The organism is Limnohabitans sp., from assembly GCF_034680285.1.
Classification (GTDB): Bacteria; Pseudomonadota; Gammaproteobacteria; order Burkholderiales; family Burkholderiaceae_C; genus Limnohabitans_A.
Window position 1 is genome coordinate 57,891 of sequence record NZ_JAXITC010000001.1, and the last position, 21,310, is coordinate 79,200.

At 57.1% G+C, this 21,310-nt stretch carries 20 protein-coding genes and 2 tRNA genes; 14 read left to right on the forward strand and 8 right to left on the reverse strand.

The window, feature by feature from the left end; genetic code table 11:
- Nucleotides 1–45 precede the first annotated feature (45 nt).
- The 4 genes from efp to earP all read right to left on the reverse strand — a co-directional run bounded on the left by efp (nt 46) and on the right by earP (nt 2,794).
- Entirely contained in the window at nt 46–600 is a 555-nt protein-coding gene (gene efp, locus SWE17_RS00295; protein WP_283224114.1) for an elongation factor P, read from the reverse strand.
- 106 nt (nt 601–706) lie between these two features.
- Nucleotides 707–1,141, reverse strand: coding sequence for a DUF6691 family protein (locus tag SWE17_RS00300; protein WP_322991144.1), 435 nt, complete (start codon nt 1,139–1,141; stop codon nt 707–709).
- On the reverse strand, nt 1,138–1,611 hold the full coding sequence (locus tag SWE17_RS00305; RefSeq protein ID WP_322991145.1) for a YeeE/YedE family protein: 474 nt from the start codon (nt 1,609–1,611) through the stop codon (nt 1,138–1,140). The genes SWE17_RS00300 and SWE17_RS00305 overlap by 4 nt, the downstream gene beginning before the upstream one ends.
- Nucleotides 1,612–1,705: 94 nt before the next feature.
- Nucleotides 1,706–2,794, reverse strand: a complete 1,089-nt coding sequence (gene earP / locus SWE17_RS00310; protein ID WP_322991146.1) for an elongation factor P maturation arginine rhamnosyltransferase EarP — start codon at nt 2,792–2,794, stop codon at nt 1,706–1,708.
- A 54-nt stretch (nt 2,795–2,848) separates the two neighbouring features.
- Here earP and uvrC point away from each other — a divergent pair, with 54 nt between their 5' ends.
- The 8 genes from uvrC (at nt 2,849) to dnaB (ending at nt 11,527) form a co-directional block, all read left to right on the forward strand.
- Nucleotides 2,849–4,789 carry an excinuclease ABC subunit UvrC gene (gene uvrC / locus SWE17_RS00315; protein WP_322991147.1) on the forward strand — a complete coding sequence of 647 codons (1,941 nt, stop codon included), beginning with the start codon at nt 2,849–2,851 and terminating at the stop codon, nt 4,787–4,789.
- Nucleotides 4,790–4,841: 52 nt separating this feature from the next.
- Nucleotides 4,842–5,411: a CDP-diacylglycerol--glycerol-3-phosphate 3-phosphatidyltransferase gene (pgsA, locus tag SWE17_RS00320; protein ID WP_322991148.1), complete on the forward strand. Its 570-nt coding sequence runs from the start codon at nt 4,842–4,844 to the stop codon at nt 5,409–5,411.
- Nucleotides 5,408–6,319 carry a DMT family transporter gene (locus SWE17_RS00325; RefSeq protein ID WP_322991149.1) on the forward strand — a complete coding sequence of 304 codons (912 nt, stop codon included), beginning with the start codon at nt 5,408–5,410 and terminating at the stop codon, nt 6,317–6,319. The genes pgsA and SWE17_RS00325 overlap by 4 nt, the downstream gene beginning before the upstream one ends.
- A gap of 78 nt (nt 6,320–6,397) precedes the next feature.
- Nucleotides 6,398–7,483: a tartrate dehydrogenase gene (locus SWE17_RS00330; RefSeq protein ID WP_322991150.1), complete on the forward strand. Its 1,086-nt coding sequence runs from the start codon at nt 6,398–6,400 to the stop codon at nt 7,481–7,483.
- A gap of 278 nt (nt 7,484–7,761) precedes the next feature.
- A tRNA-Val gene (locus SWE17_RS00335) sits at nt 7,762–7,837 on the forward strand.
- Nucleotides 7,838–7,900: 63 nt separating this feature from the next.
- Nucleotides 7,901–9,832 (forward strand): SurA N-terminal domain-containing protein, encoded by a 1,932-nt coding sequence (locus SWE17_RS00340; RefSeq protein ID WP_322991151.1) that lies wholly within the window; start codon nt 7,901–7,903, stop codon nt 9,830–9,832.
- Between the two features lie 26 nt (nt 9,833–9,858).
- Nucleotides 9,859–9,934: transfer RNA gene (locus tag SWE17_RS00345), tRNA-His, on the forward strand.
- A 174-nt stretch (nt 9,935–10,108) separates the two neighbouring features.
- Nucleotides 10,109–11,527, forward strand: coding sequence for a replicative DNA helicase (gene dnaB, locus SWE17_RS00350; RefSeq protein WP_322991152.1), 1,419 nt, complete (start codon nt 10,109–10,111; stop codon nt 11,525–11,527).
- Between the two features lie 27 nt (nt 11,528–11,554).
- Here dnaB and SWE17_RS00355 read toward each other — a convergent pair whose 3' ends face one another.
- From SWE17_RS00355 to SWE17_RS00365, 3 genes are all read right to left on the reverse strand, one after another.
- Nucleotides 11,555–13,285, reverse strand: a complete 1,731-nt coding sequence (locus SWE17_RS00355; RefSeq protein ID WP_322991153.1) for a PhoH family protein — start codon at nt 13,283–13,285, stop codon at nt 11,555–11,557.
- A gap of 149 nt (nt 13,286–13,434) precedes the next feature.
- Complete coding sequence (locus tag SWE17_RS00360; protein WP_100119004.1) at nt 13,435–13,920, reverse strand: peroxiredoxin; 486 nt, start codon at nt 13,918–13,920, stop codon at nt 13,435–13,437.
- Nucleotides 13,921–14,080: 160 nt separating this feature from the next.
- Nucleotides 14,081–14,458, reverse strand: a complete 378-nt coding sequence (locus SWE17_RS00365; protein ID WP_322991154.1) for an Mth938-like domain-containing protein — start codon at nt 14,456–14,458, stop codon at nt 14,081–14,083.
- A gap of 133 nt (nt 14,459–14,591) precedes the next feature.
- Here SWE17_RS00365 and SWE17_RS00370 point away from each other — a divergent pair, with 133 nt between their 5' ends.
- Genes SWE17_RS00370 through SWE17_RS00395 form a run of 6 tightly spaced genes read left to right on the forward strand, consistent with a single transcriptional unit; the run spans nt 14,592 to nt 20,658 of the window.
- The gene (locus SWE17_RS00370; RefSeq protein WP_322991155.1) at nt 14,592–15,833 is read left to right on the forward strand and encodes a pyridoxal phosphate-dependent aminotransferase; all 1,242 of its coding nucleotides are present in this window, start codon (nt 14,592–14,594) and stop codon (nt 15,831–15,833) included.
- 51 nt (nt 15,834–15,884) lie between these two features.
- Nucleotides 15,885–17,207 carry a homoserine dehydrogenase gene (locus tag SWE17_RS00375; RefSeq protein WP_322991156.1) on the forward strand — a complete coding sequence of 441 codons (1,323 nt, stop codon included), beginning with the start codon at nt 15,885–15,887 and terminating at the stop codon, nt 17,205–17,207.
- The gene (gene thrC, locus SWE17_RS00380) at nt 17,207–18,652 is read left to right on the forward strand and encodes a threonine synthase (RefSeq protein WP_322991157.1); all 1,446 of its coding nucleotides are present in this window, start codon (nt 17,207–17,209) and stop codon (nt 18,650–18,652) included. Before SWE17_RS00375 ends, thrC begins: the two co-directional genes overlap by 1 nt.
- A gap of 5 nt (nt 18,653–18,657) precedes the next feature.
- The gene (gene glp, locus SWE17_RS00385) at nt 18,658–19,917 is read left to right on the forward strand and encodes a gephyrin-like molybdotransferase Glp (protein WP_322991158.1); all 1,260 of its coding nucleotides are present in this window, start codon (nt 18,658–18,660) and stop codon (nt 19,915–19,917) included.
- Complete coding sequence (gene moaD / locus SWE17_RS00390) at nt 19,914–20,165, forward strand: molybdopterin converting factor subunit 1 (RefSeq protein WP_322991159.1); 252 nt, start codon at nt 19,914–19,916, stop codon at nt 20,163–20,165. Before glp ends, moaD begins: the two co-directional genes overlap by 4 nt.
- 4 nt (nt 20,166–20,169) lie before the next feature.
- Nucleotides 20,170–20,658, forward strand: coding sequence for a molybdenum cofactor biosynthesis protein MoaE (locus SWE17_RS00395; RefSeq protein WP_322991160.1), 489 nt, complete (start codon nt 20,170–20,172; stop codon nt 20,656–20,658).
- Between the two features lie 52 nt (nt 20,659–20,710).
- On the opposite strand, the gene SWE17_RS00400 is transcribed toward SWE17_RS00395, so the two are convergent.
- Nucleotides 20,711–21,262 (reverse strand): hypothetical protein, encoded by a 552-nt coding sequence (locus SWE17_RS00400; protein ID WP_322991161.1) that lies wholly within the window; start codon nt 21,260–21,262, stop codon nt 20,711–20,713.
- Between the last annotated feature and the right edge of the window lie 48 nt (nt 21,263–21,310).

Genomic DNA, 21,310 nt, shown 5'->3' on the forward strand with positions numbered 1-21,310 from the left:
AAAAAAGCCCCTTGCGGGGCTTTCTCGGGGGGCTCGATCGGAAGATCAGACGCGCTTGCGGTATTCGCCGGTGCGGGTGTCGATCTCGATTTTGTCGCCTTGGCTCACGAACAAAGGCACAGGCACTTCCATGCCGGTGGCGATCTTGGCGGGCTTGAGCACTTTTCCGGAAGTGTCGCCTTTGACGGCTGGCTCGGTCCAAGTGATCTCGCGCACGACGCTGGTGGGCAATTCAACAGAGATGGCTTTCTCGTTGTAGAACACCACTTCGAGTTCCATGCCGTCTTCGAGGTAGTTCAAAGCGTCGCCCATGTTGGTGGCTTCGACTTCGTACTGGTTGAACTCGGTGTCCATGCAAACGTACATGGGGTCTGCGAAGTAAGAGTAGGTGCACTCTTTTTTGTCCAGAATGACCTGGTCCATCTTGTCGTCGGCACGAAAAACCACTTCAGTACCGAAGTTGGCGATCAGGCTTTTGAGCTTCATGCGGACAGTGGACGAGCCACGACCGCCACGCTGATATTCGGTGCGCAGGACGACCATGGGGTCTTTGCCGTGCATGATGACGTTGCCAACGCGGATTTCTTGAGCGGTTTTCATAGGAATAGAGTCTGAAATGAAAGGGGGTGGCTTGAGGCCAAGCCCATTATTCTAACCTGTGGGGCTTGGTTTTCGACCGATGGAGCCTGCGGGCGCTCAGACCCGTTCAGTCCCGCGCTGTCAGGCCATGGGCCAAAGCGCCCAAAACAATGCCGCCCAAGGCCCACAAAATGTCCATATTGCCCGTGCCCAAGGCCGCAATCGCGGGGCCGGGGCACACGCCAGACAATCCCCAGCCTACGCCAAAAATGGCCGAACCGATCACGGTTTGGCGGTTCCAGTTGGCCGGTTGCGTCAGGAACTGACCGCCCAACAAAGGGCGGCGCAGCCAACGCGGAAATCCTTTGTACGCGACCATGGCCAAGCCCGCCGCGCCGCCCATGACCAGCATCAGACCCCAGTCCTGAAAGCGCAAAAAGCTCAAAACCACGTCGGGCTGCACCATGGTGGCTAGCGACAGGCCAAAGCCAAACAAGGCCCCGGCGATCAGGGTGACCAGTGCTTTGGGCAGGGTCAGGGTGTGAGGATTCAGATTGTTCATGCGAGGCTCCAGGCCATCACGTTGGCGGTCATGAAAGCGGTGGCCATGAAGGTGAGCACCGCGCCCAGCGAAGGCAGTTGCAACGAGCCCAGGCCGCAAATGCCGTGGCCCGATGTGCAGCCATTGCCCAAGCGGGCACCGTAGCCCACCAAAAAGCCGCCCACCAGCAGCTGCCAAGCGGGCACGCTGGTGTGCTGCGCCTCGCCGCTCGCCAGCGTGAACCGCCAAACCAGCGCCCCCAGCACCACGCCCAGCGCGTAAACCAGTCGCCAGTTGCGTGTGCTGACAAAGCGCGCTTGCTGGAAAAACGCCCGTTTCGAGACGAACGACCAACTGCTGGAAAAGACGGAACTCATGCCGCCCACCCAGCCGTTGAAAAAATACAGCAGCGCCACGCCAGCGCCAATGGTGAGCCCGCCCAGCAGGTAGTGCTGCCAGCCCAGGGGGAAGAGGGTGTCAATCAGAGTCATGGGTCAGGATTATCAAGGAGGATGTCAGTTCTATATGTGAGGGGCCAGATATGAACATGCCTGGTGATAGCCGTTTAGCCGGATAAGAACCCAGTCAATCTGTGGAGGCGGTGTTTGCCACATGCACTATCAATTGGCGCACCAAGTCGTGCTGCTGAAAAAGCGACTGCCTTGCCGCTTGTGTGGAGGTTGACCAGTCTGCCAGCAAGTTGGAGTCAATTACGGGCCATTCACGGGCTTCGACACCATTCCAAACCCGTTGCGCCTTGCGCAAGCTTTCCGGGGCCTGTATGCAATTCAGAAACGCCTCCAGCTTGGCGTGGTGCGCGTTGTCGTCTTGTGGGTAGATGTGCCAGATAAAGGGCTGGCCTGCCCACAGAGCCCGTACCAGCGAGTCTTCGCCGCGCACAAAGTTGAGGTCGCAGGCCCAGAGCATTTCGTCAAAGCCGTTTTGGTCGGTGTAGGGCAGGGCGCTCCAGTTTGGTTGCTCGGCCATGCTGGCCAGTGCTTGCTGAACCGCCGCCAGTGGGCGGCCCGGGGTGACCAGCAGGTGATGGGGTGTTCCCACCAGTTGGGCCAGCAGCTGGGGCAGGGCGGCGGGTTCGTAGCAGAACAGGCTGATCAGGAGGCCGTTCGGCGGCAGATTAGGGGCATGTTGTTCACGCCATGCCATGCGGTCAAAGCGTTGTTGCCTTGCCAGCAGGTCGGCCTCGCGCAGCAGGCCGCCCGTGTCTGGTGTGAAGCCGGGGTAAAAGAAGGTCTTGGTCCAGCCCTTGGCCGGGCTGCTCATGATGGGCGAAGGCAGCTGGTGCATGCGTGGCACCCAGTCTTCGGCACTCAGGTATTCGAGATTGATCCACCTGGGTTGTTCCGCTCGGGTGGCTACAGCGTGCGCCACCAAGGCTTCAGGGATGTCGCAGCCAAAGGCTTCAACCCAGACATCCGCCGGAGGCAGCGCTTGCAGGGTACTGGCTTGGCTGGCATCGGCCCACGGCCGTACCTCAATGCCAGGCTCTTGGTGGGCGGTGGGGGCCATCCAGGCCAGGGCCGAGGCGTCGTCTACCCACAGGCGCACGCGCTGGCCAGCGTCGCGCAACTGGCGCGTCAGACGCCAGCACACGCCCAGGTCGCCGTGGTTGTCGATGACGGTGCAGAAGATGTCCCAGAGTTGGCCAGTTTGCATGCGGCGATTGTCGCTGGAGATTTCACACACATCTTTTCACAGACAATAGCCGCCATGTCGAACACCCATGATGAAGCCCTGCTCGCGCAAGTTGCCGCGCTGCCCGCCTTGCCGGGGGTGTACCGCTACTTTGATGCGCAGGAGCAGCTGCTGTATGTGGGCAAGGCGCTGAATCTCAAGCGCCGGGTGTTGAGTTATTTCCAGAAGGACCACGGCGGCACCCGCATTGGCCACATGGTCAGCAAGATCACGCGCATGGAAACCACCGTGGTGCGCTCCGAGGCCGAGGCGCTGCTGCTGGAAAACAACCTCATCAAGACGCTGCACCCGCGCTTCAACATCCTGTTTCGGGACGACAAGAGCTACCCCTACCTCAAGCTCACGGGCAACGGCCGCGTGGCGCTGCCCGCTTTGGTCAAAACGCCCGAGGCACAGCATTACCCCCGTGTGGCGTATTACCGAGGCAGCGTGGAGAAAAAGCACCGTTACTTTGGCCCATTTCCCAGCGCTTGGGCGGTCAAGGAGTCGATTCAGCTGATCCAGAAGGTGTTCAGGCTGCGCACCTGCGAGGACACGGTGTTTGCCAACCGCACTCGGCCGTGCTTGCTGTTTCAGATCAAGCGTTGCTCGGGGCCTTGTGTGAACCTGATCAGCCCCGAGGACTACAAGTCCGATGTGCAGCTTGCCGAGCAGTTTTTGCGTGGCGAGACCCAGGCGCTGATGCGCGAGATGGAAGCACGGATGATGCAGCATGCCGACAAGCTCGAATTTGAGCTGGCGGCCGAGGTGCGCAACCAGCTCACGGCGCTGTCGCGGGTCTTGCATCAGCAGTCGGTGGACACGGCAGTGGACACCGATGCCGACATCTTGGTGGCCAAAGTGCAAGGTGGCCGCGCCTGCGTGAACCTGGCCATGGTGCGTGGCGGACGGCATTTGGGTGACCGGCCTTATTTTCCGGTGCATGTGCAAGACGCGCAGGACCTGTTGGGGCTGGAGGAGGGTGAAGGGGAAAGCGAAGTCAAGCGCCCCGTCGAGGTGCAGGTGCTCGAAGCGTTTTTGGCGCAGCACTACATTGGCGTGCCCGTGCCGCCGCTGTTGATTTTGAGCTCGGCTGTGAACAAGGCCTTGATTGAGGCGCTGTCGGCCCAGTCGGGCGTGAAAATCAGCACCGTGACGCAGCCCCGCGAACACCGCCGCGTCTGGCTGGAGATGGCCGAGAAAAACGCCGAGCTGCAATTGGCCCGCTTGCTGGCCGAAGAGGGTTCTCAGCAGGCCCGCACCCGGGCGCTGGCCGAAGCGCTGGACCTGGCGCCAGATGACCTTGATCAGTTGCACATCGAGTGCTTTGACATTTCGCACACGGCAGGTGAGAACACACAGGCCTCTTGCGTGGTGTTCCGACAGCACAAGATGCAAAGCAGCGACTACCGCCGCTACAACATCGAAGGCATCACGCCCGGCGACGATTACGCCGCCATGCGCCAGGTGCTGATGCGCCGATACGGCAAGTTGGCGGAAGCCCTCCGATCGGGCGAAGGCACGGCCAAGTTGCCAGATTTGGTGCTGATCGACGGCGGCAAGGGCCAGGTGAGCATGGCGCGTGAGGTGTTCACCGACCTGGGGTTTGACCTGTCGCGCATCGTGGGTGTCGAAAAAGGCGAGGGCCGCAAAGTGGGTCTGGAAGAGCTTGTGTTTGCCGATGGCCGCGAAAAGGTCTACCTGGGCAAGGACTCGGCCGCGCTCATGTTGGTGGCCCAGATTCGCGACGAGGCGCACCGCTTTGCCATCACCGGCATGCGGGCGCAGCGTGCCAAGGTGCGCATGGGCGGCAGCAAGATTGAAGAAATCCCCGGCATTGGCCCACGCAAACGCGCCAAACTGCTGCAACGCTTTGGCGGTGTGCGGGGTGTTGAAAGTGCCAGTGTGGAAGACTTGCTGGGCGTGGACGGCATATCCAGGGAGCTGGCAGAGGCCATCTACAACGCCCTGCACTGATCTTGAGCACAAGAGACATGGCCAAGACCTATGGACGTGCCACAATTAGCCCATGTTTTTCACGATCCCCACCATCATGACTTGGACGCGCATTGTCGCGATCCCCTTGATCATTGGCGTGTATTACCTCCAAAGCCTGACGGTGGAAACCCAAAACACCATCGCCACCGTCATGTTTGTGCTGTTTGCCATCACCGATTGGCTCGATGGCTTTTTGGCCCGCAAGCTCAACCAAACGTCCGCTTTTGGCGCTTTCTTGGACCCGGTGGCGGACAAATTTTTGGTGTGCGCAGCCCTGCTGATTTTGGTGCACATGAATCGGGTGCATGTGCTGATTGCCTTGGTCATCATTGGCCGTGAAATTGCCATTTCCTCTTTGCGCGAGTGGATGGCGCAAATTGGCGCAGGCAAGAGTGTGGCGGTCCACATGGTGGGCAAGCTCAAAACCACGGTGCAGATGGTGGCGATTCCTTTCCTGCTTTACGACGGGATCTTGTTTGGCCAGATCGACACCCGTGATTGGGGCGCTGTTTTGATCCTGATCGCCGCCGTGTTGACCATCTGGTCCATGGTTTATTACATGCAAAAGGCTTTGCCCGAGATTCGAGCCCGGGTGAAATGATCGCCGTGCGTTCGTCTGACGCATGGGTGAAGGCGACACCCTTGGTGTTTGTGTTGATTTGGGCCACGGGCTTCATCGTGGCCCGGTTTGGCATGCCCCATGCTCCTCCCTTGTCTTTTTTATCGATGCGATACGCATTGTCGATCGCCTGCTTTGGGGTTTGGATTGTTTGGGCCAAGGTGGCTTGGCCCCAAAGTCGCCAGCAATTCCTGCATTTGTCGGTCACGGGCATCCTGATGCACGCAGGCTATCTGGGCGGCGTGTGGGTGGCTGTTAAGGCGGGCATGGGCTCCGGCTTGTCGTCTTTGGTGGTGGGGTTTCAACCCGTTTTGACCGCCATTTGGCTCTCTTACAGCTTGCGCGGCACGGACCAGCCCGGCATCTCGCGCAGGCAGTGGCTCGGTTTATGGCTGGGTTTTGTCGGCTTGCTCATGGTTGTGTGGCGCAAATTGACTTTGGGCACGCCCCTGGACCATGTCACGCCCGCCAACATGGCTTTTGCCGTGACCGCTCTGCTCAGCATCACCGTCGGCACGCTCTACCAAAAGCGTTTTGTCCAAGCCTGCGATGTGCGCTCGGCCAACACCGTGCAGCTGTTCGCCGCTTTGGTGGTCACCTTGCCATTTGCGCTGATGGAGACCGAGTCGATGCGTTGGAATACCGAATTGGTGGGGGCCATGGCCTGGTCGGTGCTCGGATTGACTTTGGGCGGCAGTTCACTGCTTTACATGCTGATCCAGCGTGGCGCTGCCGCTTCGGTCACCAGCCTCATGTATTTGGTGTCCCCCACCACGGCCATGATGGCTTGGCTTTTGTTTGGCGAAACCATCACCCTGGCAACGATCTTGGGCACCGCCCTCACGGCTTTGGGTGTGAGTTTGGTGGTGCGGCCCTCACGTCCCTCATGACGAGGGCTTGGCGTTGTTGCTAAGCTCTCATTATTTACATCCAGCCCCTTTGTTCCATTGATTCAGAAAGTACCTCGTATGAGCAAGCACCGCATCGCTGTCATCCCCGGAGACGGCATTGGCAAAGAAGTCATGCCCGAAGGTCTGCGCGTGATGGATGCAGCAGCCCGCAAGTTCGGGATCGATTTGCACTTTGACCACTTCGACTTTTCCAGCTGGGATTACTGCGAAAAGCACGGCCAAATGCTGCCGGACAACTGGAAAGACCAGATCGGCGGCCATGAAGCCTTGTACTTTGGCGCCGTCGGCTGGCCCGAAAAAATTGCGGACCATGTCTCTTTGTGGGGTTCTTTGCTCTTGTTTCGCCGCGAGTTTGACCAGTACATCAACCTGCGTCCAGCGCGCCTGATGCCTGGCATCATCGCGCCCGTGGTGCGGCGCGACGGCAGCCCACGCCAGCCGGGCGAGATCGACATGTACATCGTGCGTGAAAACACCGAAGGCGAGTACTCCAGCGTCGGCGGCCGCATGTTCCCCGGTACCGATCGCGAAATCGTGATGCAGGAATCCATCATGACCCGCATTGGCGTTGACCGTGTGCTCAAGTTTGCTTTCGAATTGGCCCAGTCCCGTCCCAAAAAGCACCTGACCAGTGCCACCAAATCCAACGGCATCGCCATCACCATGCCTTATTGGGATGAGCGCGTGGCCGAGATGGCCAAGGCCTACCCGGGCATCAACGTCGACAAGTTCCACATCGACATCTTGACCGCTCACTTTGTGCAGCGCCCCGACTTTTTCGATGTGGTGGTCGCCAGCAACCTGTTTGGTGACATCCTGAGTGACCTGGGCCCAGCTTGCACGGGGACGATTGGCATCGCGCCCAGCGCCAACCTGAACCCGGACCGCAAATTCCCGTCCTTGTTTGAGCCCGTGCACGGATCAGCCCCCGACATCGCGGGTCAGGGCATTGCTAACCCCATTGGCCAGATTTGGTGTGGCGCGATGATGCTGGAGTTTTTGGGCCACAAAGACGCACACGATGCAGTTTTGCGTGCCATTGAAAAGGTATTGGCAGCAGGAGCTGATGCACCCCGCACACCTGATTTGGGCGGGACCGCCAAAACGGCAGACGTCGGTAAAGCCATTGCTGAAGCACTCTGAGGCTTCTAAATGCGAAACAAATCAAGGACAGCGTGCAGTTTTCTACTGCGGGCTGTCTGATTTGTGGATTTTTCAAGGATAAAATCAACGCTCTGTTGAGAGTGGCGTCAAAGCCGTTTTTCCCGGGACATGGTCCATCACCCACGAATGAACCATGTTGAACAAGCAGTTTTGACCCCTCGCACCTTCTCGGTGCGATTAAAATCAAAACTGCCCAAGTTCCAAAGCTTCATCTGGCCCAGTCATGGTGAAGTTTTGAATTGAAGATTTTTTATGTGGGGCGCTTAGCTCAGTTGGTAGAGCGGCTCCTTTACACGGAGTAGGTCGGCGGTTCGAGACCGTCAGCGCCCACCACCACATACAAACCAAGGCGAACCCTGTGTTCGCCTTTTTTGTTGATTACACGAGACTTCAAACATGTTTGATTCGATTCGCAACAACTCCAAAATTTTGATGGGTTTGTTGTTCTTGTTGGTGATCCCTTCATTTGTGCTGTTTGGCATTGAGGGCTACAGCCAGTTTGAGGACAAGGGCGCAGTGGTTGCCCGGGTCGATGGCAACAAAATCACCCAATCTGAGTGGGATGCCGCTCACCAACAGGAAGTGGACCGCATCCGTGCCTCTGTCCCGAATATCGATCCCAAGATGCTGGACTCGGCAGAAGCCCGTTATGCGACCTTGGACAAATTGGTGAATGACCGTTTGATTGCTTTGGCCTCTGAAAAGCAATTGCTCGTCACCAGCGACCAGCGATTGGCGCGTTACCTCCAGCAAGACCCGTCCATTGCCAGTTTGCGCGGCGCAGATGGCAAGCTGGACATGGAGCGTTACCGCCAGTTGGCCGCCAGCCAAGGCATGACACCTGAAATGCTCGAAGCCCGTGTTCGCCGAGATTTGTCGAACCAGCAGGTGTTGGCGGGTTTGCAGGCATCTGCCTTCGCCACCCAAAAACAAACCGACACGGCCTTAGACGCCTACTTGCAGCGCCGCGATGTGCAAGTCAAGCGTTGGTCAGCCGCTGACTTTGCTGCCAAAGTGGTGGTGACCGATGCCGACTTGGAGCGCTATTACAAAGACAATTCAGAGCGTTTCCGCTCTGTAGAAAATGCCGATGTGGAATTCCTGGTCTTGGATTTGCCGTCCCTGCAGTCGCGCATCGAATTGCCCGAGCAAGACCTGAAAACCTATTACGAGCAAAACCTGCAGCGCCTGTCTGGCCAAGAACAACGCCGTGCCAGCCACATCTTGGTCAATGCCGCCAAAGATCTGCCTGAGGCCGACAAGGCCAAAGCGCGAGCCAAAGCCGAAGAATTGTTGGCCGCTGTGCGCAAAGCCCCCAAATCGTTTGCCGACGTGGCGCGCAAAAACTCCGACGACACGGGCTCCGCACAAAATGGCGGTGACCTCGACTTTTTTGCTCGTGGTGCCATGGTCAAGCCCTTTGAAGACGCTGCTTTCGCACTGAAAAAGGGCGAAATCAGTGACATCGTGACCTCGGATTTTGGCTTCCACATCATTGTTTTGACCGATGTGAAGCAGCCGCCTGTGCCCACGTTTGAAGCCATGCGTCCTCAGTTGGAAGCCGATTTGCGCAAGCAACAGGCTCAACGCCAGTTCGCCGAATTGGCCGAGACTTTCAGCAACAGCGTGTACGAGCAATCTGACAGCTTGACCCCTGTGGCCGAGCGCATGAAGTTGACCCTTCAAAAAGCGCAAGGTCTGACACGCTCGCCAGTTCCAGGTGCTCAAGGCGTTTTGAACAACCCCAAACTGCTGCAAGCCATCTTCTCGGAAGATGCTGTGGCCAAGCGGCGCAACACAGCCGCGGTTGAAGTGGCTTCCAACACCTTGGTGTCCGCTCGGATCGTCACCCACCGTCCCGCCACGGTGCGCTCTTTTGACGAGGTGAAAACCGAAGCGCGTCAACTCTTCGTTCAGGCCAAATCGGCTGAATTGGCGAAAGCCGAAGGCCAGGCCAGCTTTAGCGCTTGGAAGGCGGAGCCAGCACAGGCCTCCTTGGGCGATGCACTGACTGTTTCGCGCGATCAAGCCGCTGCACAGCCGTCTGCCTTGGTGGATGCAGCCCTTCGCGCAGACCCCGCCAAGCTGCCAGCTTTGGTGGGTGTGGATTTGGGTGTGCAGGGTTACGCTGTGGTCCGGGTGAACAAAATTGTGTCCCGTCCAGAGTCCAATTCCCAGCAAGCAGAACAAAGCCGCACCCAATTTGCCCGCCTGTGGTCTCAGGCAGAGTCCCAGGCTTATTTGGCCAGCCTGAAGTCCCAATTCAAAGTCCAAATGTTGGCTCAAAACCCCAAAAACTTGGGTGATGCTGCAGCCGAAAAACCCTGAGTCTCGGGCTATAATATTGACCTACGGTGGCTGTAGCTCAGTTGGTAGAGTCCAGGATTGTGATTCCTGTTGTCGTGGGTTCGAGCCCCATCAGCCACCCCAAAATCCTGAAAGCCCTTCCGATGTCGGAAGGGCTTTTTTGTTTGTGTGTCACTTTGTTTGTGTGTCCACGTTGTCCCTGATTGATCACCGTTTACACCCCGTTTATCCACAGCTTTATCCCGTGACTCTCTGAGTTTCACGGGCTAACATGGCTTTTTCGTTTGCCTGTACAACATGTCTGCTGTTTTCTCCCCCCATTTGAGCGAATTTCCCGCTGACTTTTCTTCTGACAGTCAAATTGCCAAGTTGCGTGTGCCGCCGCATTCGATCGAAGCCGAGTCGAGCGTGTTGGGGGGCTTGCTGCTCGACAACGGTGCTTGGGACCGTGTGGGCGATTTGCTGGTGGATACGGACTTTTACCGCCACGAGCACAAGTTGATTTATGCAGCCATTGGGGCATTGATCAACACGTCCAAGCCTGCAGACGTGATCACCGTGAGTGAGCAGTTGCAAAACCAAGGCAAAACAGCCGAAATGGGCGGTCTGGGTTACTTGAACTCCTTGGCGCAATACGTGCCCAGTGCCAGCAACATTCGACGTTATGCCGAGATCGTGCGTGAGCGCTCGATTCTGCGCAAGTTGGTGTCGGCCAGCGACGAAATCGCCACCAACGCCTTCAACCCGCAAGGCAAAGCGATCGACCGCATCTTGGACGAGGCCGAGCAAAAAATCTTCAACATCGGTGAAGAAGGCTCGCGCATGAAGCAGGGCTTTCAGTCCATGGACACCCTGGTCGTGGAGTTGCTTGACCGTGTTCAAGAGATGGCCGACAACCCCAACGAAGTCACGGGGGTACCAACCGGTTTTTACGATTTGGACCGCATGACTTCAGGCCTGCAAGCTGGAGACCTGGTGGTGCTGGCCGCGCGTCCATCGATGGGTAAAACCGCTTTCGCGATCAACATTGCTGAGCATGTGGCTTTGAACGAGGGCTTGCCCGTGGCAGTGTTCTCGATGGAAATGGGCGCATCGCAGTTGGCAGTGCGTGTGGTGGGCTCGATTGGTCGAATCGATCAAGGCCATTTGCGCACGGGCAAACTCAGCGACGACGAATGGCCACGTTTGACCGAAGCCATCGAAAAGCTGCGCACCGTGTCTTTGCACATCGATGAAACACCCGGCCTCACGCCGTCAGAGCTGCGTGCCAATGCCCGGCGTTTGTCTCGCCAGTGTGGCAAGTTGGGTTTGATCGTGGTCGACTATTTGCAGCTGATGAGTGGCTCGGGTGGTTCAGGCGGCGACAACCGCGCCACCGAGTTGGGCGAGATTTCGCGGGGCCTGAAAATGCTGGCCAAAGAACTTCAATGCCCTGTGATTGCGCTGTCGCAGCTCAACCGAAGCGTGGAGCAGCGCACCGACAAACGCCCCATGATGAGCGATTTGCGGGAGTCAGGTGCGATTGAGCAGGATGCCGACATCATCATGTTCATTTACCGCGACGATTACTACAACAAGGATTCCAAAGATCCGGGTGTGGCCGAAATCATCATCGGCAAACAACGAAACGGCCCCACAGGCACGGTCCGTTTGACCTTCCTGAAGAACTTGACGCGTTTCGAAAGTTTGGCGTCGGGTCTGAGCGACGATTACTGAGACCCGACTGGCGCTCTTGGCTGACGCTCAGAGAGCGTCGCTGGCAAAGTCTGCCAAGCGCGAACGCTCGCCACGTGCCAAGGTGATGTGGCCGCCGTGTGCCCAGCCTTTGAATCGGTCCACCGCATAGGTCAAGCCCGATGAGCCTTCGGTCAAATAAGGCGTGTCAATTTGGGCCAAATTGCCCATGCAAATGATTTTGGTGCCCGGGCCAGCTCGGGTGATCAAGGTTTTCATTTGCTTGGGCGTCAGGTTCTGGGCCTCGTCAATGATCACGTATTTGTTCATGAAAGTACGGCCGCGCATGAAGTTCATGCTCTTGATCTTGATGCGGCTCTTGATCAGCTCGTTGGTGGCTGCGCGACCCCATTCACCTGAATTGCCGCCATCGCCCTTGGCCAAAAACTCTAAGTTGTCGTCCAGTGCGCCCATCCAGGGGCCCATTTTTTCTTCTTCAGTGCCTGGCAAAAAGCCAATGTCCTCGCCCACGCTCACCGTAGCACGGGTCATGATGATCTCGGTGTAACGGCGGTCGTCCAGCACTTGGGTCAAGCCTGCCGCCAAGGCCATGAGGGTTTTGCCCGTGCCCGCAGTGCCTGCCAATGTCACGAAATCAATGTCTGGGTCGGTGAGCAAATTGACGGCGAAGTTTTGTTCGCGGTTGCGTGCGGTCACGCCCCAAACGGCATTTTTTTGATGGCCGAAATCTTTCAAGGTCCGCAAGACAGCTGTTTTGCCACGGATTTCGGTCACCCGTGCGTACAAACTCGGTTCGCCCGGTGCTTCGAAATACACAAACTGGTTGATGAACAAGCTGGGCACGATGGGGCCAGCAATTCTGTAAAACGTGTGCGTGCCTTGCTGCCAGCTTTCCACCGTTTTGCCGTTTTTGACCCAAAAATCGGCTGGCAATGCCAAAGAACCTGGGTAGAGCAAATCGCCGTCTTCCAGCGTTTTGTCGTTTTGGTAGTCTTCGGCCTGCAGACCCAAGGCGCGGGCCTTGACGCGCATGTTGATGTCCTTGGACACCAGAACCACCTCGCGGGGGGCATGCAGCTGACCCAGCGCTTTCACAACGCCCAAAATTTGGTTGTCGGCCTTGCCTTGTGGCAGGGCCAAGGGCAGGCTCAAGTCGAGCGCTTGGGTTTGGAAAAACAATTGGCCCGTCGCGTCAGAGTGGCCTGTGACGCTCAAAGGCGAGCCTTGGCTCAGGTCTTCCCCTTGCCCAGAGGCCAAAACGTCCAGTGACCGGCTGGCTTGGCGGGCATTGCGTGCCACTTCGGTCATGCCTTTTTTGTGACCATCGAGCTCTTCCAGCACGATCATCGGCAAGAAAACATCGTGCTCTTCAAAGCGGAACAGACTCATGGGGTCGTGCATGAGGACATTGGTGTCCAAAACGAAGAGTTTCTTGGGTCCGTTCTTGCGTTTGGAGCGGTTTGCCGTGGCCTGGGCAGAACCTGGTTTGGCCGCTGTGTTGGCCTTTTCAAGGCCAGATCCTGGGCTTGTTTGCCGTTCTGAACGCGTGGCAGTCGCAGTATCTGCAGATGCGGCAGCGGGTTTGCGAGGGCGGGCGTTGCGTTTGCTGTCCTGTGCTCGGACTGGCACTGCAGCTTCCTCTGAAACCGCGACCGACTTCAAGGACTTGGTTTCGACCTGAATCATGGCTGGGGCGTTTTCTTCCTCCGCACCAGATGAGGCAAAAGCGGCTTGCGTCAAACGGCTGGCACGTTGAGTAGGAGCGGGTGGCAGTGGCATGGGCAATGGTCTCTAAAAGGGAAAAAGATTCAGAAGTCAAAAAATAAAAAGCCGCCTGGATAACCAGGCGGCTTTTTAAGGAGAGGGCTGATTTTCAGCGGCATGAAATCATTATGCACGAGCCAAAAGTCAGAACCGAGACAAGGGCATCAGGCCACTGCCGCGGCTTTTTTCAGGTCTTTGACAGCTTTGAGGACTTCTTCCACATGACCCGGCACTTTCAGGCCGCGCCACTCTTGTTTCAGAGTGCCGTCTGCACCCACCAAGAAAGTGCTGCGCTCGATGCCTTTGACTTTTTTGCCGTACATGATCTTGTTTTTGACCACGCCAAACATGTGGCACATTTTTTCTTCGGTGTCCGCGATCAACTCGAAGGGCAATTCCAACTTGCCTTTGAAGTCATCGTGCGATTTCATGTTGTCACGCGATACACCCAACACCAGCGCGCCTGCTTTGACAAAGTCTTTGTATTTGTCACGGAACTGCATGGCCTCTGTGGTGCAGCCGGGTGTGTTGTCTTTGGGGTAAAAGAACAAAACCACGGGTTGGCCGAGGTGAGAAACGTTGGAAACTTTCAGGCCGCTGGTCGCGTTGGCTTCAAATTCGGGGAGGGGTTTGTTAAGAACGATCGCCATAAAACTTTGAACTCGCTTGACAGGTGGAGCGCCTGGCGACGTGCATGGTCGACAGAAACGCTAAAGGCCTAGGCCTCGGCAACTCTAGATTTTACTCTGAATGCAACCCTATAGACTGATCAGTCCTTCTCATGACCCATATGTCGCCTTCATCCATGCTTTACGCTTCCATCAGCAAGGCGACGACCACCTTGCGGCCTTCACTGGCCAAAATGTTGTAAGTGCGGCAGGCGGCAGGCGTGTCCATGGTTTCCATGCCGATGCCTTTTTGGATCAAACTGGCGAACCAAGCGGGTTGTGGGAAGCGCAGGCGCTGACCGCTGCCAAACAAGACCAGCTCGGCACCGCTTTGTGCCAAAACTTCAAAATCCAGGGGGCTCAGGTCTTCAAAGTGAGCTGCATCCCAGACCAGCGGACTTGAGCCAGCCAGGCTGCTGACGATCAAAGAGCTCGTGAAGCGCTGTCCATTGACCTCGATCCAGCCTGGCCCGTAGGCATTGATGGTCAGGCTGTTGGATTTATCGGGTTGTAATTTCATGGGGATGAGTTTGAAGGCTTGGCCTTGCCAGCTGAACAATAGAGGCGAACCTCTGGAATTTTGGGCTGAGATAGCCTTGAAATGTGGTCAAATTATAGGTTTTCTCCCTCTTGAAACTCCTTTTGGAGGCACTTTGAAGCCCATTCAGAAATCAGCCAAGCTCGCCAACGTTTGTTATGACATACGTGGCCCGATCATGGACCGCGCTCGTCAGATGGAAGAAGACGGTCAGAAAATCATCAAACTGAACATCGGAAACCTGGCGGTTTTTGGCTTTGATGCCCCTGAGGAAATTCAACAGGACATGATCCGCAACCTGCCCAATTCGGCGGGTTATTCAGACAGCAAAGGCATTTTCGCGGCGCGAAAGGCCGTGATGCACGAAACCCAAAAGCAGGGTATTTTGGGCGTCACGCTGGATGACATTTACTTGGGCAACGGTGCCAGCGAATTGATCGTCATGGCCACCAACGCCTTGCTGGACAACGGCGATGAACTGCTCCTGCCTTCCCCAGATTACCCCTTGTGGACGGCCGCGGCCAGTTTGTCGGGCGGCACCCCTGTGCATTACCGCTGCGAAGAGGCCAATGGCTGGATGCCTGATTTGGCCGATATCCGAGCCAAAGTGACTCCGCGCACCAAAGGCATTGTGGTCATCAACCCCAACAATCCCACAGGGGCTTTGTACGCCGATGAGTTGCTCAAAGGCATTGTGGCCATTGCCCGGGAACACGGTTTGGTGATCTTTGCCGATGAGGTGTACGACAAGGTTTTGTACGACGGCGTCAAACACACGCCTTTGGGCAGTTTGTCTCAAGATGTGCTGACCCTGACTTTCAACTCTTTGTCCAAGAGCTACCGATCTTGCGGCTACCGTGCAGGCTGGATGGTGATCTCGGGCGATAAAAAGAGAGCCCGCGATTACATCGAAGGCCTGAACATGCTGTCGAACATGCGCTTGTGTGCCAACGTGCCGGGTCAATGGGCCATTCAAACGGCCTTGGGTGGTCACCAAAGCATCAACGAGTTGGTGGGTGAGGGTGGTCGCTTGCGCAAGCAGCGCGATTTGGCGCACCAGCTGATCACCGCGATCCCAGGTGTCAGTTGCGTCAAGCCGCGTGCTGCGCTGTACATGTTCCCCAAACTGGATCCCCAGATTTACCCTGTACAGGACGACCAGGATTTTTTCTTGCAACTGCTGGAGGAAACCAAGGTCATGTTGGTGCAGGGCACGGGTTTCAACTGGCCCGATCCGGATCACTTCCGCATTGTGTTTTTGCCGCATGAAGACGATTTGCGAGAAGCGATTGCGCGCGTGGCGCGCTTTTTGGAAGGCGCTCGTCAACGCTTTGGCACCGAAGCCTTGGTGGCCTGAATTCAATCCTTGCCCGAGCATTTCGGGCGCACAGCAGTAAAGAAGATAAAAATGAAACCGATCAAAGTGGGCCTTTTGGGCATGGGCACTGTGGGCAGCGGCACTTTCAATGTGCTCAAGCGCAACCAAGAGGAAATCCAGCGCCGAGCCGGTCGTGGCATAGAGATCACCATGGTGGCCGACTTGGACGTTGCGCGCGCCCAGGCCCTGGTGGGTGAGGGCGTTCAGGTGGTGGGCGATGCCCGCGCTGTGATCGCCAACCCCGAGATCGACATCGTGGTTGAGCTGATTGGTGGTTACGGCATTGCCAAGGCCCTGGTCATGGAAGCCATCGCCGCGGGCAAGCATGTGGTCACAGCCAACAAGGCGCTGCTGGCGGTCCATGGGACCGAGATTTTCGCGGCTGCGCAAGCCAAGGGCGTGATGGTGGCTTTTGAAGCCGCCGTGGCCGGGGGTATCCCGATCATCAAGGCGCTGCGCGAGGGCCTGACGGCCAACAGAATCCAGTGGGTGGCGGGCATCATCAACGGCACCACCAACTTCATTTTGTCGGAGATGCGCGATAAGGGGCTGGACTTTGGCGTGGTGCTCCAGGAAGCCCAGCGTCTGGGTTATGCCGAGGCCGACCCGACTTTTGACATTGAAGGCGTGGACGCTGCACACAAGGTGACCTTGATGAGCGCCATTGCCTTTGGTATTCCTGTTCAGTTTGACAAGGCTTATGTCGAAGGCATCACGAAACTGGGTGCGGCCGACATCAAGTACGCCGAGCAATTGGGCTACCGCATCAAGCTGCTCGGTATCACCAAGCGCACGGCCCAAGGCATTGAGTTGCGAGTGCACCCGAGCCTGGTGCCAACCCAGCGTCTGATTGCCAATGTCGAAGGCGCGATGAACGCCGTGATGGTGCAAGGCGACGCCGTGGGCACCACTTTGTATTACGGCAAAGGCGCAGGTTCCGAGCCCACTGCCAGCGCGGTGATCGCTGATCTGGTGGACATCACCCGTTTGCACACCGCCGACCCTCTGAACCGCGTGCCGCACTTGGCATTCCAACCCGGTTCGATGAGCAATTTGTCGGTGTTGCCAATGTCTGAGGTTGTGACCAGCTATTACCTGCGCCTGCGCGTGGCCGATCAAGCAGGCGTGCTGGCCAAGCTGACTGGTTTGCTCGCAGAGGCAGGCATCAGCATCGATGCCGTTTTGCAGCGCGAAGCCGATCAAGTCAGCCAAGCAGGTGAAAACCAAACCGACGTGATCATCTTGACGCACGATACCCGTGAAGGCACTTTGAACGGCGTACTGGCCCAAATGCAGGCCTTGCCCACCGTGATGGCGCCCATCGTGCGCATTCGCAAAGAAGAGTTGAACTGATGCGCTATTTGTCCACCCGCGGTCATGCTGACCGCAAACAATTTTGTGAAATCCTGCTCGAAGGCTTGGCGCCAGATGGTGGCTTGTACCTCCCTGAGAGCTACCCACAGATCGATGCGACAGCCCTGACCCGGTTGCGCAGTGTCTGGCAAAGTCAAGGGTATGCGGCCTTGGCTTTCGAGGTTCTGTCGCTCTATATCGACGACATTCCTCGCGATGACCTGCAGGCCTTGTGTCGCAAGACGTACACGCCTGAGGTTTTCGGGACGAAAGAAATCGTCCCACTCAAACCTTTGCAGACCGCGGGCCAAGCCCAGCCCGATTTGTATTTGGAAGCCCTGTCCAACGGCCCCACCTTGGCGTTCAAGGACATGGCCATGCAGTTGCTGGGCAACTTGTTTGAGTACGAACTGGCCCGCCGAGGCGAAGAGCTGAACATTTTTGGCGCGACTTCCGGCGATACAGGCAGTGCGGCCGAATATGCCATGCGCGGCAAAAAGGGCGTGCGTGTTTTCATGACGAGCCCCAACGGCCGCATGAGTCCGTTCCAGCAAGCGCAAATGTTCAGTTTGCTCGACGACAACATCCACAACATCGCCGTCGAAGGCGTGTTCGACGACTGCCAGGACATTGTCAAGGCGGTCTCCAACGATCTGGATTTCAAGCGCAAATACAAAATTGGCACCGTGAACTCCATCAACTGGGCGCGTTTGCTGGCCCAGGTGGTGTACTACTTTGCGGGCTACTTTCAAGCCACCCAAAGCAATGACCAGAAGGTCAGCTTCACCGTGCCCAGTGGCAACTTCGGCAACGTCTGCGCTGGACATGTGGCCCGCATGATGGGCTTGCCGATTGACCGCTTGGTGGTCGCGACCAACGAAAACGATGTGCTCGACGAGTTCTTCCGCACTGGCATTTACCGCGTTCGCGGCACGGCAGACACGCACGAAACGTCCAGCCCCTCGATGGACATCTCCAAGGCCAGCAATTTCGAGCGTTTTGTGTTCGACCTGCTCGAACGCGATGCCGCCAAAACCAAAGCCATCTTTGGCGAAGGTTTGAGCCGCCACGGGTTCTTCGATCTGTCGGGCGACGCCCGATTTGGTCAAGCCGCCACGACTTATGGTTTTGACAGTGGCCGCAGTACCCACGCCGACCGCCTGAAAACCATCCAACACGTATTTGCCCACTACGGCGTGATGATCGACACCCACACGGCCGATGGCGTCAAGGTGGCGAAAGAGCATCTGAACCCTCAAGTGCCCATGGTTGTGCTTGAAACCGCTCTGCCCATCAAATTTGCGGCCACCATCGTCGAAGCTTTGGGCCGTCAGCCCGAGCGTCCTCCGCAGTTTGAAGGCATTGAATCTTTGCCCAAACGGGTGCAGGTCATGAAGGCGGATGTGAATTTGATCAAGGCTTACATCACCCAGCACTGCGACTGAACACCATGAGCCACGCCCCCCGCGCTCCGTTGATGTCACTGGACGATGCCTTGCAGGCCTTGTTGAAGCACATTCATCCTTTGACACGGTCAGACACGGTGGCCACTTTGGATGCCGATGGTCGCTTCTTGGCGCAAGACGTGGTCTCAGCTTTGCAGGTGCCGGCTTTCGACAATTCCTCCATGGATGGTTACGCTGTTCGCAGCGCCGACATTCAGCAATCAGGTACCGAATTGACCGTGACGCAACGGATTGCGGCAGGCCACTTTGGTGAGGACTTGCTGCCTGGGCAAACAGCACGCATTTTCACGGGGGCTCCGGTTCCTCCTGGGGCCGATGCCATCGTGATGCAGGAGCAAACCGAGCCAATCAGCGGCCAGGATGCCAACCGGGTGCGATTCTTGACCACCCCCAAGGCGGGTCAGTGGATCCGCCGCAGTGGCGAAGATGTCAGAGCGGGTGACACGGTGCTCAAGCGTGGTCAAAAACTCGGTCCTGCCGAATTGGGTTTGGCAGCGAGCTTGGGTCTGTCGCATCTGCAAGTCATGGCGCGGCCTAAAGTGGCTTTGTTTTCGACGGGTGATGAGTTGGTCATGCCCGGCGATGTGGCCCCAGGGGACATGCGGCCCGGAGCCATTTACAACTCCAACCGTTTCTTCTTGCGGGCTTTGTTGCAGCGAATGGGCTGCGAGGTGAGCGATTTGGGCATCGTTCCTGATCGCCGCGATGCCACAGTGGCCGCACTCCAATCTGCCTCTGAGCAGCATGATTTGATTGTCACCAGCGGCGGCGTGTCGGTGGGTGAGGAAGACCATGTGAAACCCGCGGTGCAAGCCTTGGGCGAGTTAGCACTTTGGCAAATTGCCATGAAACCCGGTAAACCTTTTGCCTTTGGCCATGTGCGGCGAGAGTCCGTGTCGGGTACGGCCCATTTTGTGGGCTTACCCGGTAACCCCGTCTCCAGCTTCATCACCTTCTTGCTTTTGGTGAAACCCTTGATATTTGCGCTGCAGGGTGCTCAAGCTCAGCCGCCCGTAGCGTACCGCTTGCCAGCTCACTTTGACCTGCCCAAAGCCGACAAGCGGCGTGAATTCTTGCGCGTGCGGCGCAATGCCCAAGGCGGCTTGGATTTTTTTCCGAACCAAAGCTCTGGTGTTTTGACATCCGTGGTTTGGGGGGATGGGGTGGTTGACAACCCGGCTGATCAAACCATTGCCCATGGGGATATGCTCAACTTTTGGTCTTTTTCGGAGTGGCTGTCATGAAAATTCAGCTGCGTTATTTCGCGTCCTTGCGTGAAACCATCGGTGTGGGCAGCGAGACCATCGAAACTTCGGCGGCCGATGTGGCGGCCCTGCGGCAATCCTTGATCGCACGCGGTGGTGCACACGCACAGTGCCTGGCCCTGGGTTTGCCTGTCCGTGTGGCCGTCAACCAAGTCATGGCCAGCGACAACACGGCTTTGGTGGGTGATTGCGAAGTGGCATTTTTTCCACCTGTAACCGGAGGCTGAACGCATGCAGCCACAAGTGACGATACAAACCGAAGATTTCGATGTGTCGCAAGAAATCAACTTTCTGCGTGAACAAGACTTGCGCGTAGGGGCAGTTTGCAGTTTTGTGGGGACGGTTCGTGACACCCGCGCTCTCACGGGTCAAGCGGCAGATGAAGTCCAAGCGATGGAGCTGGAGCATTACCCTGGCATGACCGAAAAATCGATCGAAGCCATGATTGAGCAAGCCCATCAGCGCTTTGACTTTTATGCGGCTCGGGTGGTGCACCGTGTTGGTCGTTTGTTGCCTGCAGATCAAATTGTGCTGGTGGCCGTGACCTCTGCACACCGGGGTGAAAGCTTCAAGGCTTGTGAATTTTTGATGGATTACCTCAAAACCCAAGCCCCGTTCTGGAAAAAAGAGCAAACTCCGCAAGGTGCGCAGTGGGTGGACGCCCGAGTTTCAGACGATGCCGCCTTGGCCCGTTGGGGCATTCAGAGCAACAACCGCTGAAAACTTTCGCCGTGACGGGTGTCTTGCTGTGTCATGGGCGCACTGTTGCCGCTCAGTGTTTGTAAGCCGTTGGCCCCATGGGTAATGGGCCTGACGCCTCGTTGTTGAGAGGCCTAGCGGGTGAGCCGATTTCCCACTCGGCTTTGATCAAGGTTTCTTTCAGCAAATGGACCAATCCATGCACCAACTGGGCTTGCAGGTTGAGGTGGCAGGACTGAATGCTGTCACCTTTTTTCTGTTGAAAAACCACCTCCAAGTTGCCTTGGGCTTGCAGTGTCATTTGGACATCTGTGACCAGCAGGGGCTCAGGACCCAAAGGCAAGTGTTGTGCAACAGCAGCATAGGGCGTGGCGAAATCGGCGTTTTGCAAGAAAGCATCTCGCTTGATGTCCGTCAAAATTTGTTGCGTGCTCAGGTCAGTGGCAGCAACACCGGGTTGGGCAGCTTCTAAACGAATCAGAGATTGGTCCAAGGCCGGCAGCAAGCGAAGCGCCAAGCGGCGGGTAAGCCAAAAACGGTATTCGTGTGCTTCTTGTGTGTTCAGGCGCACCAACAAGCGGTCTTGGACCTCTTCGTGGCTGACGGACAGTTGATGGATCTGCATTTCTTGATTTTAGGCAACAAAGCACAGCTTGCGCCGCTTGAAAATGGC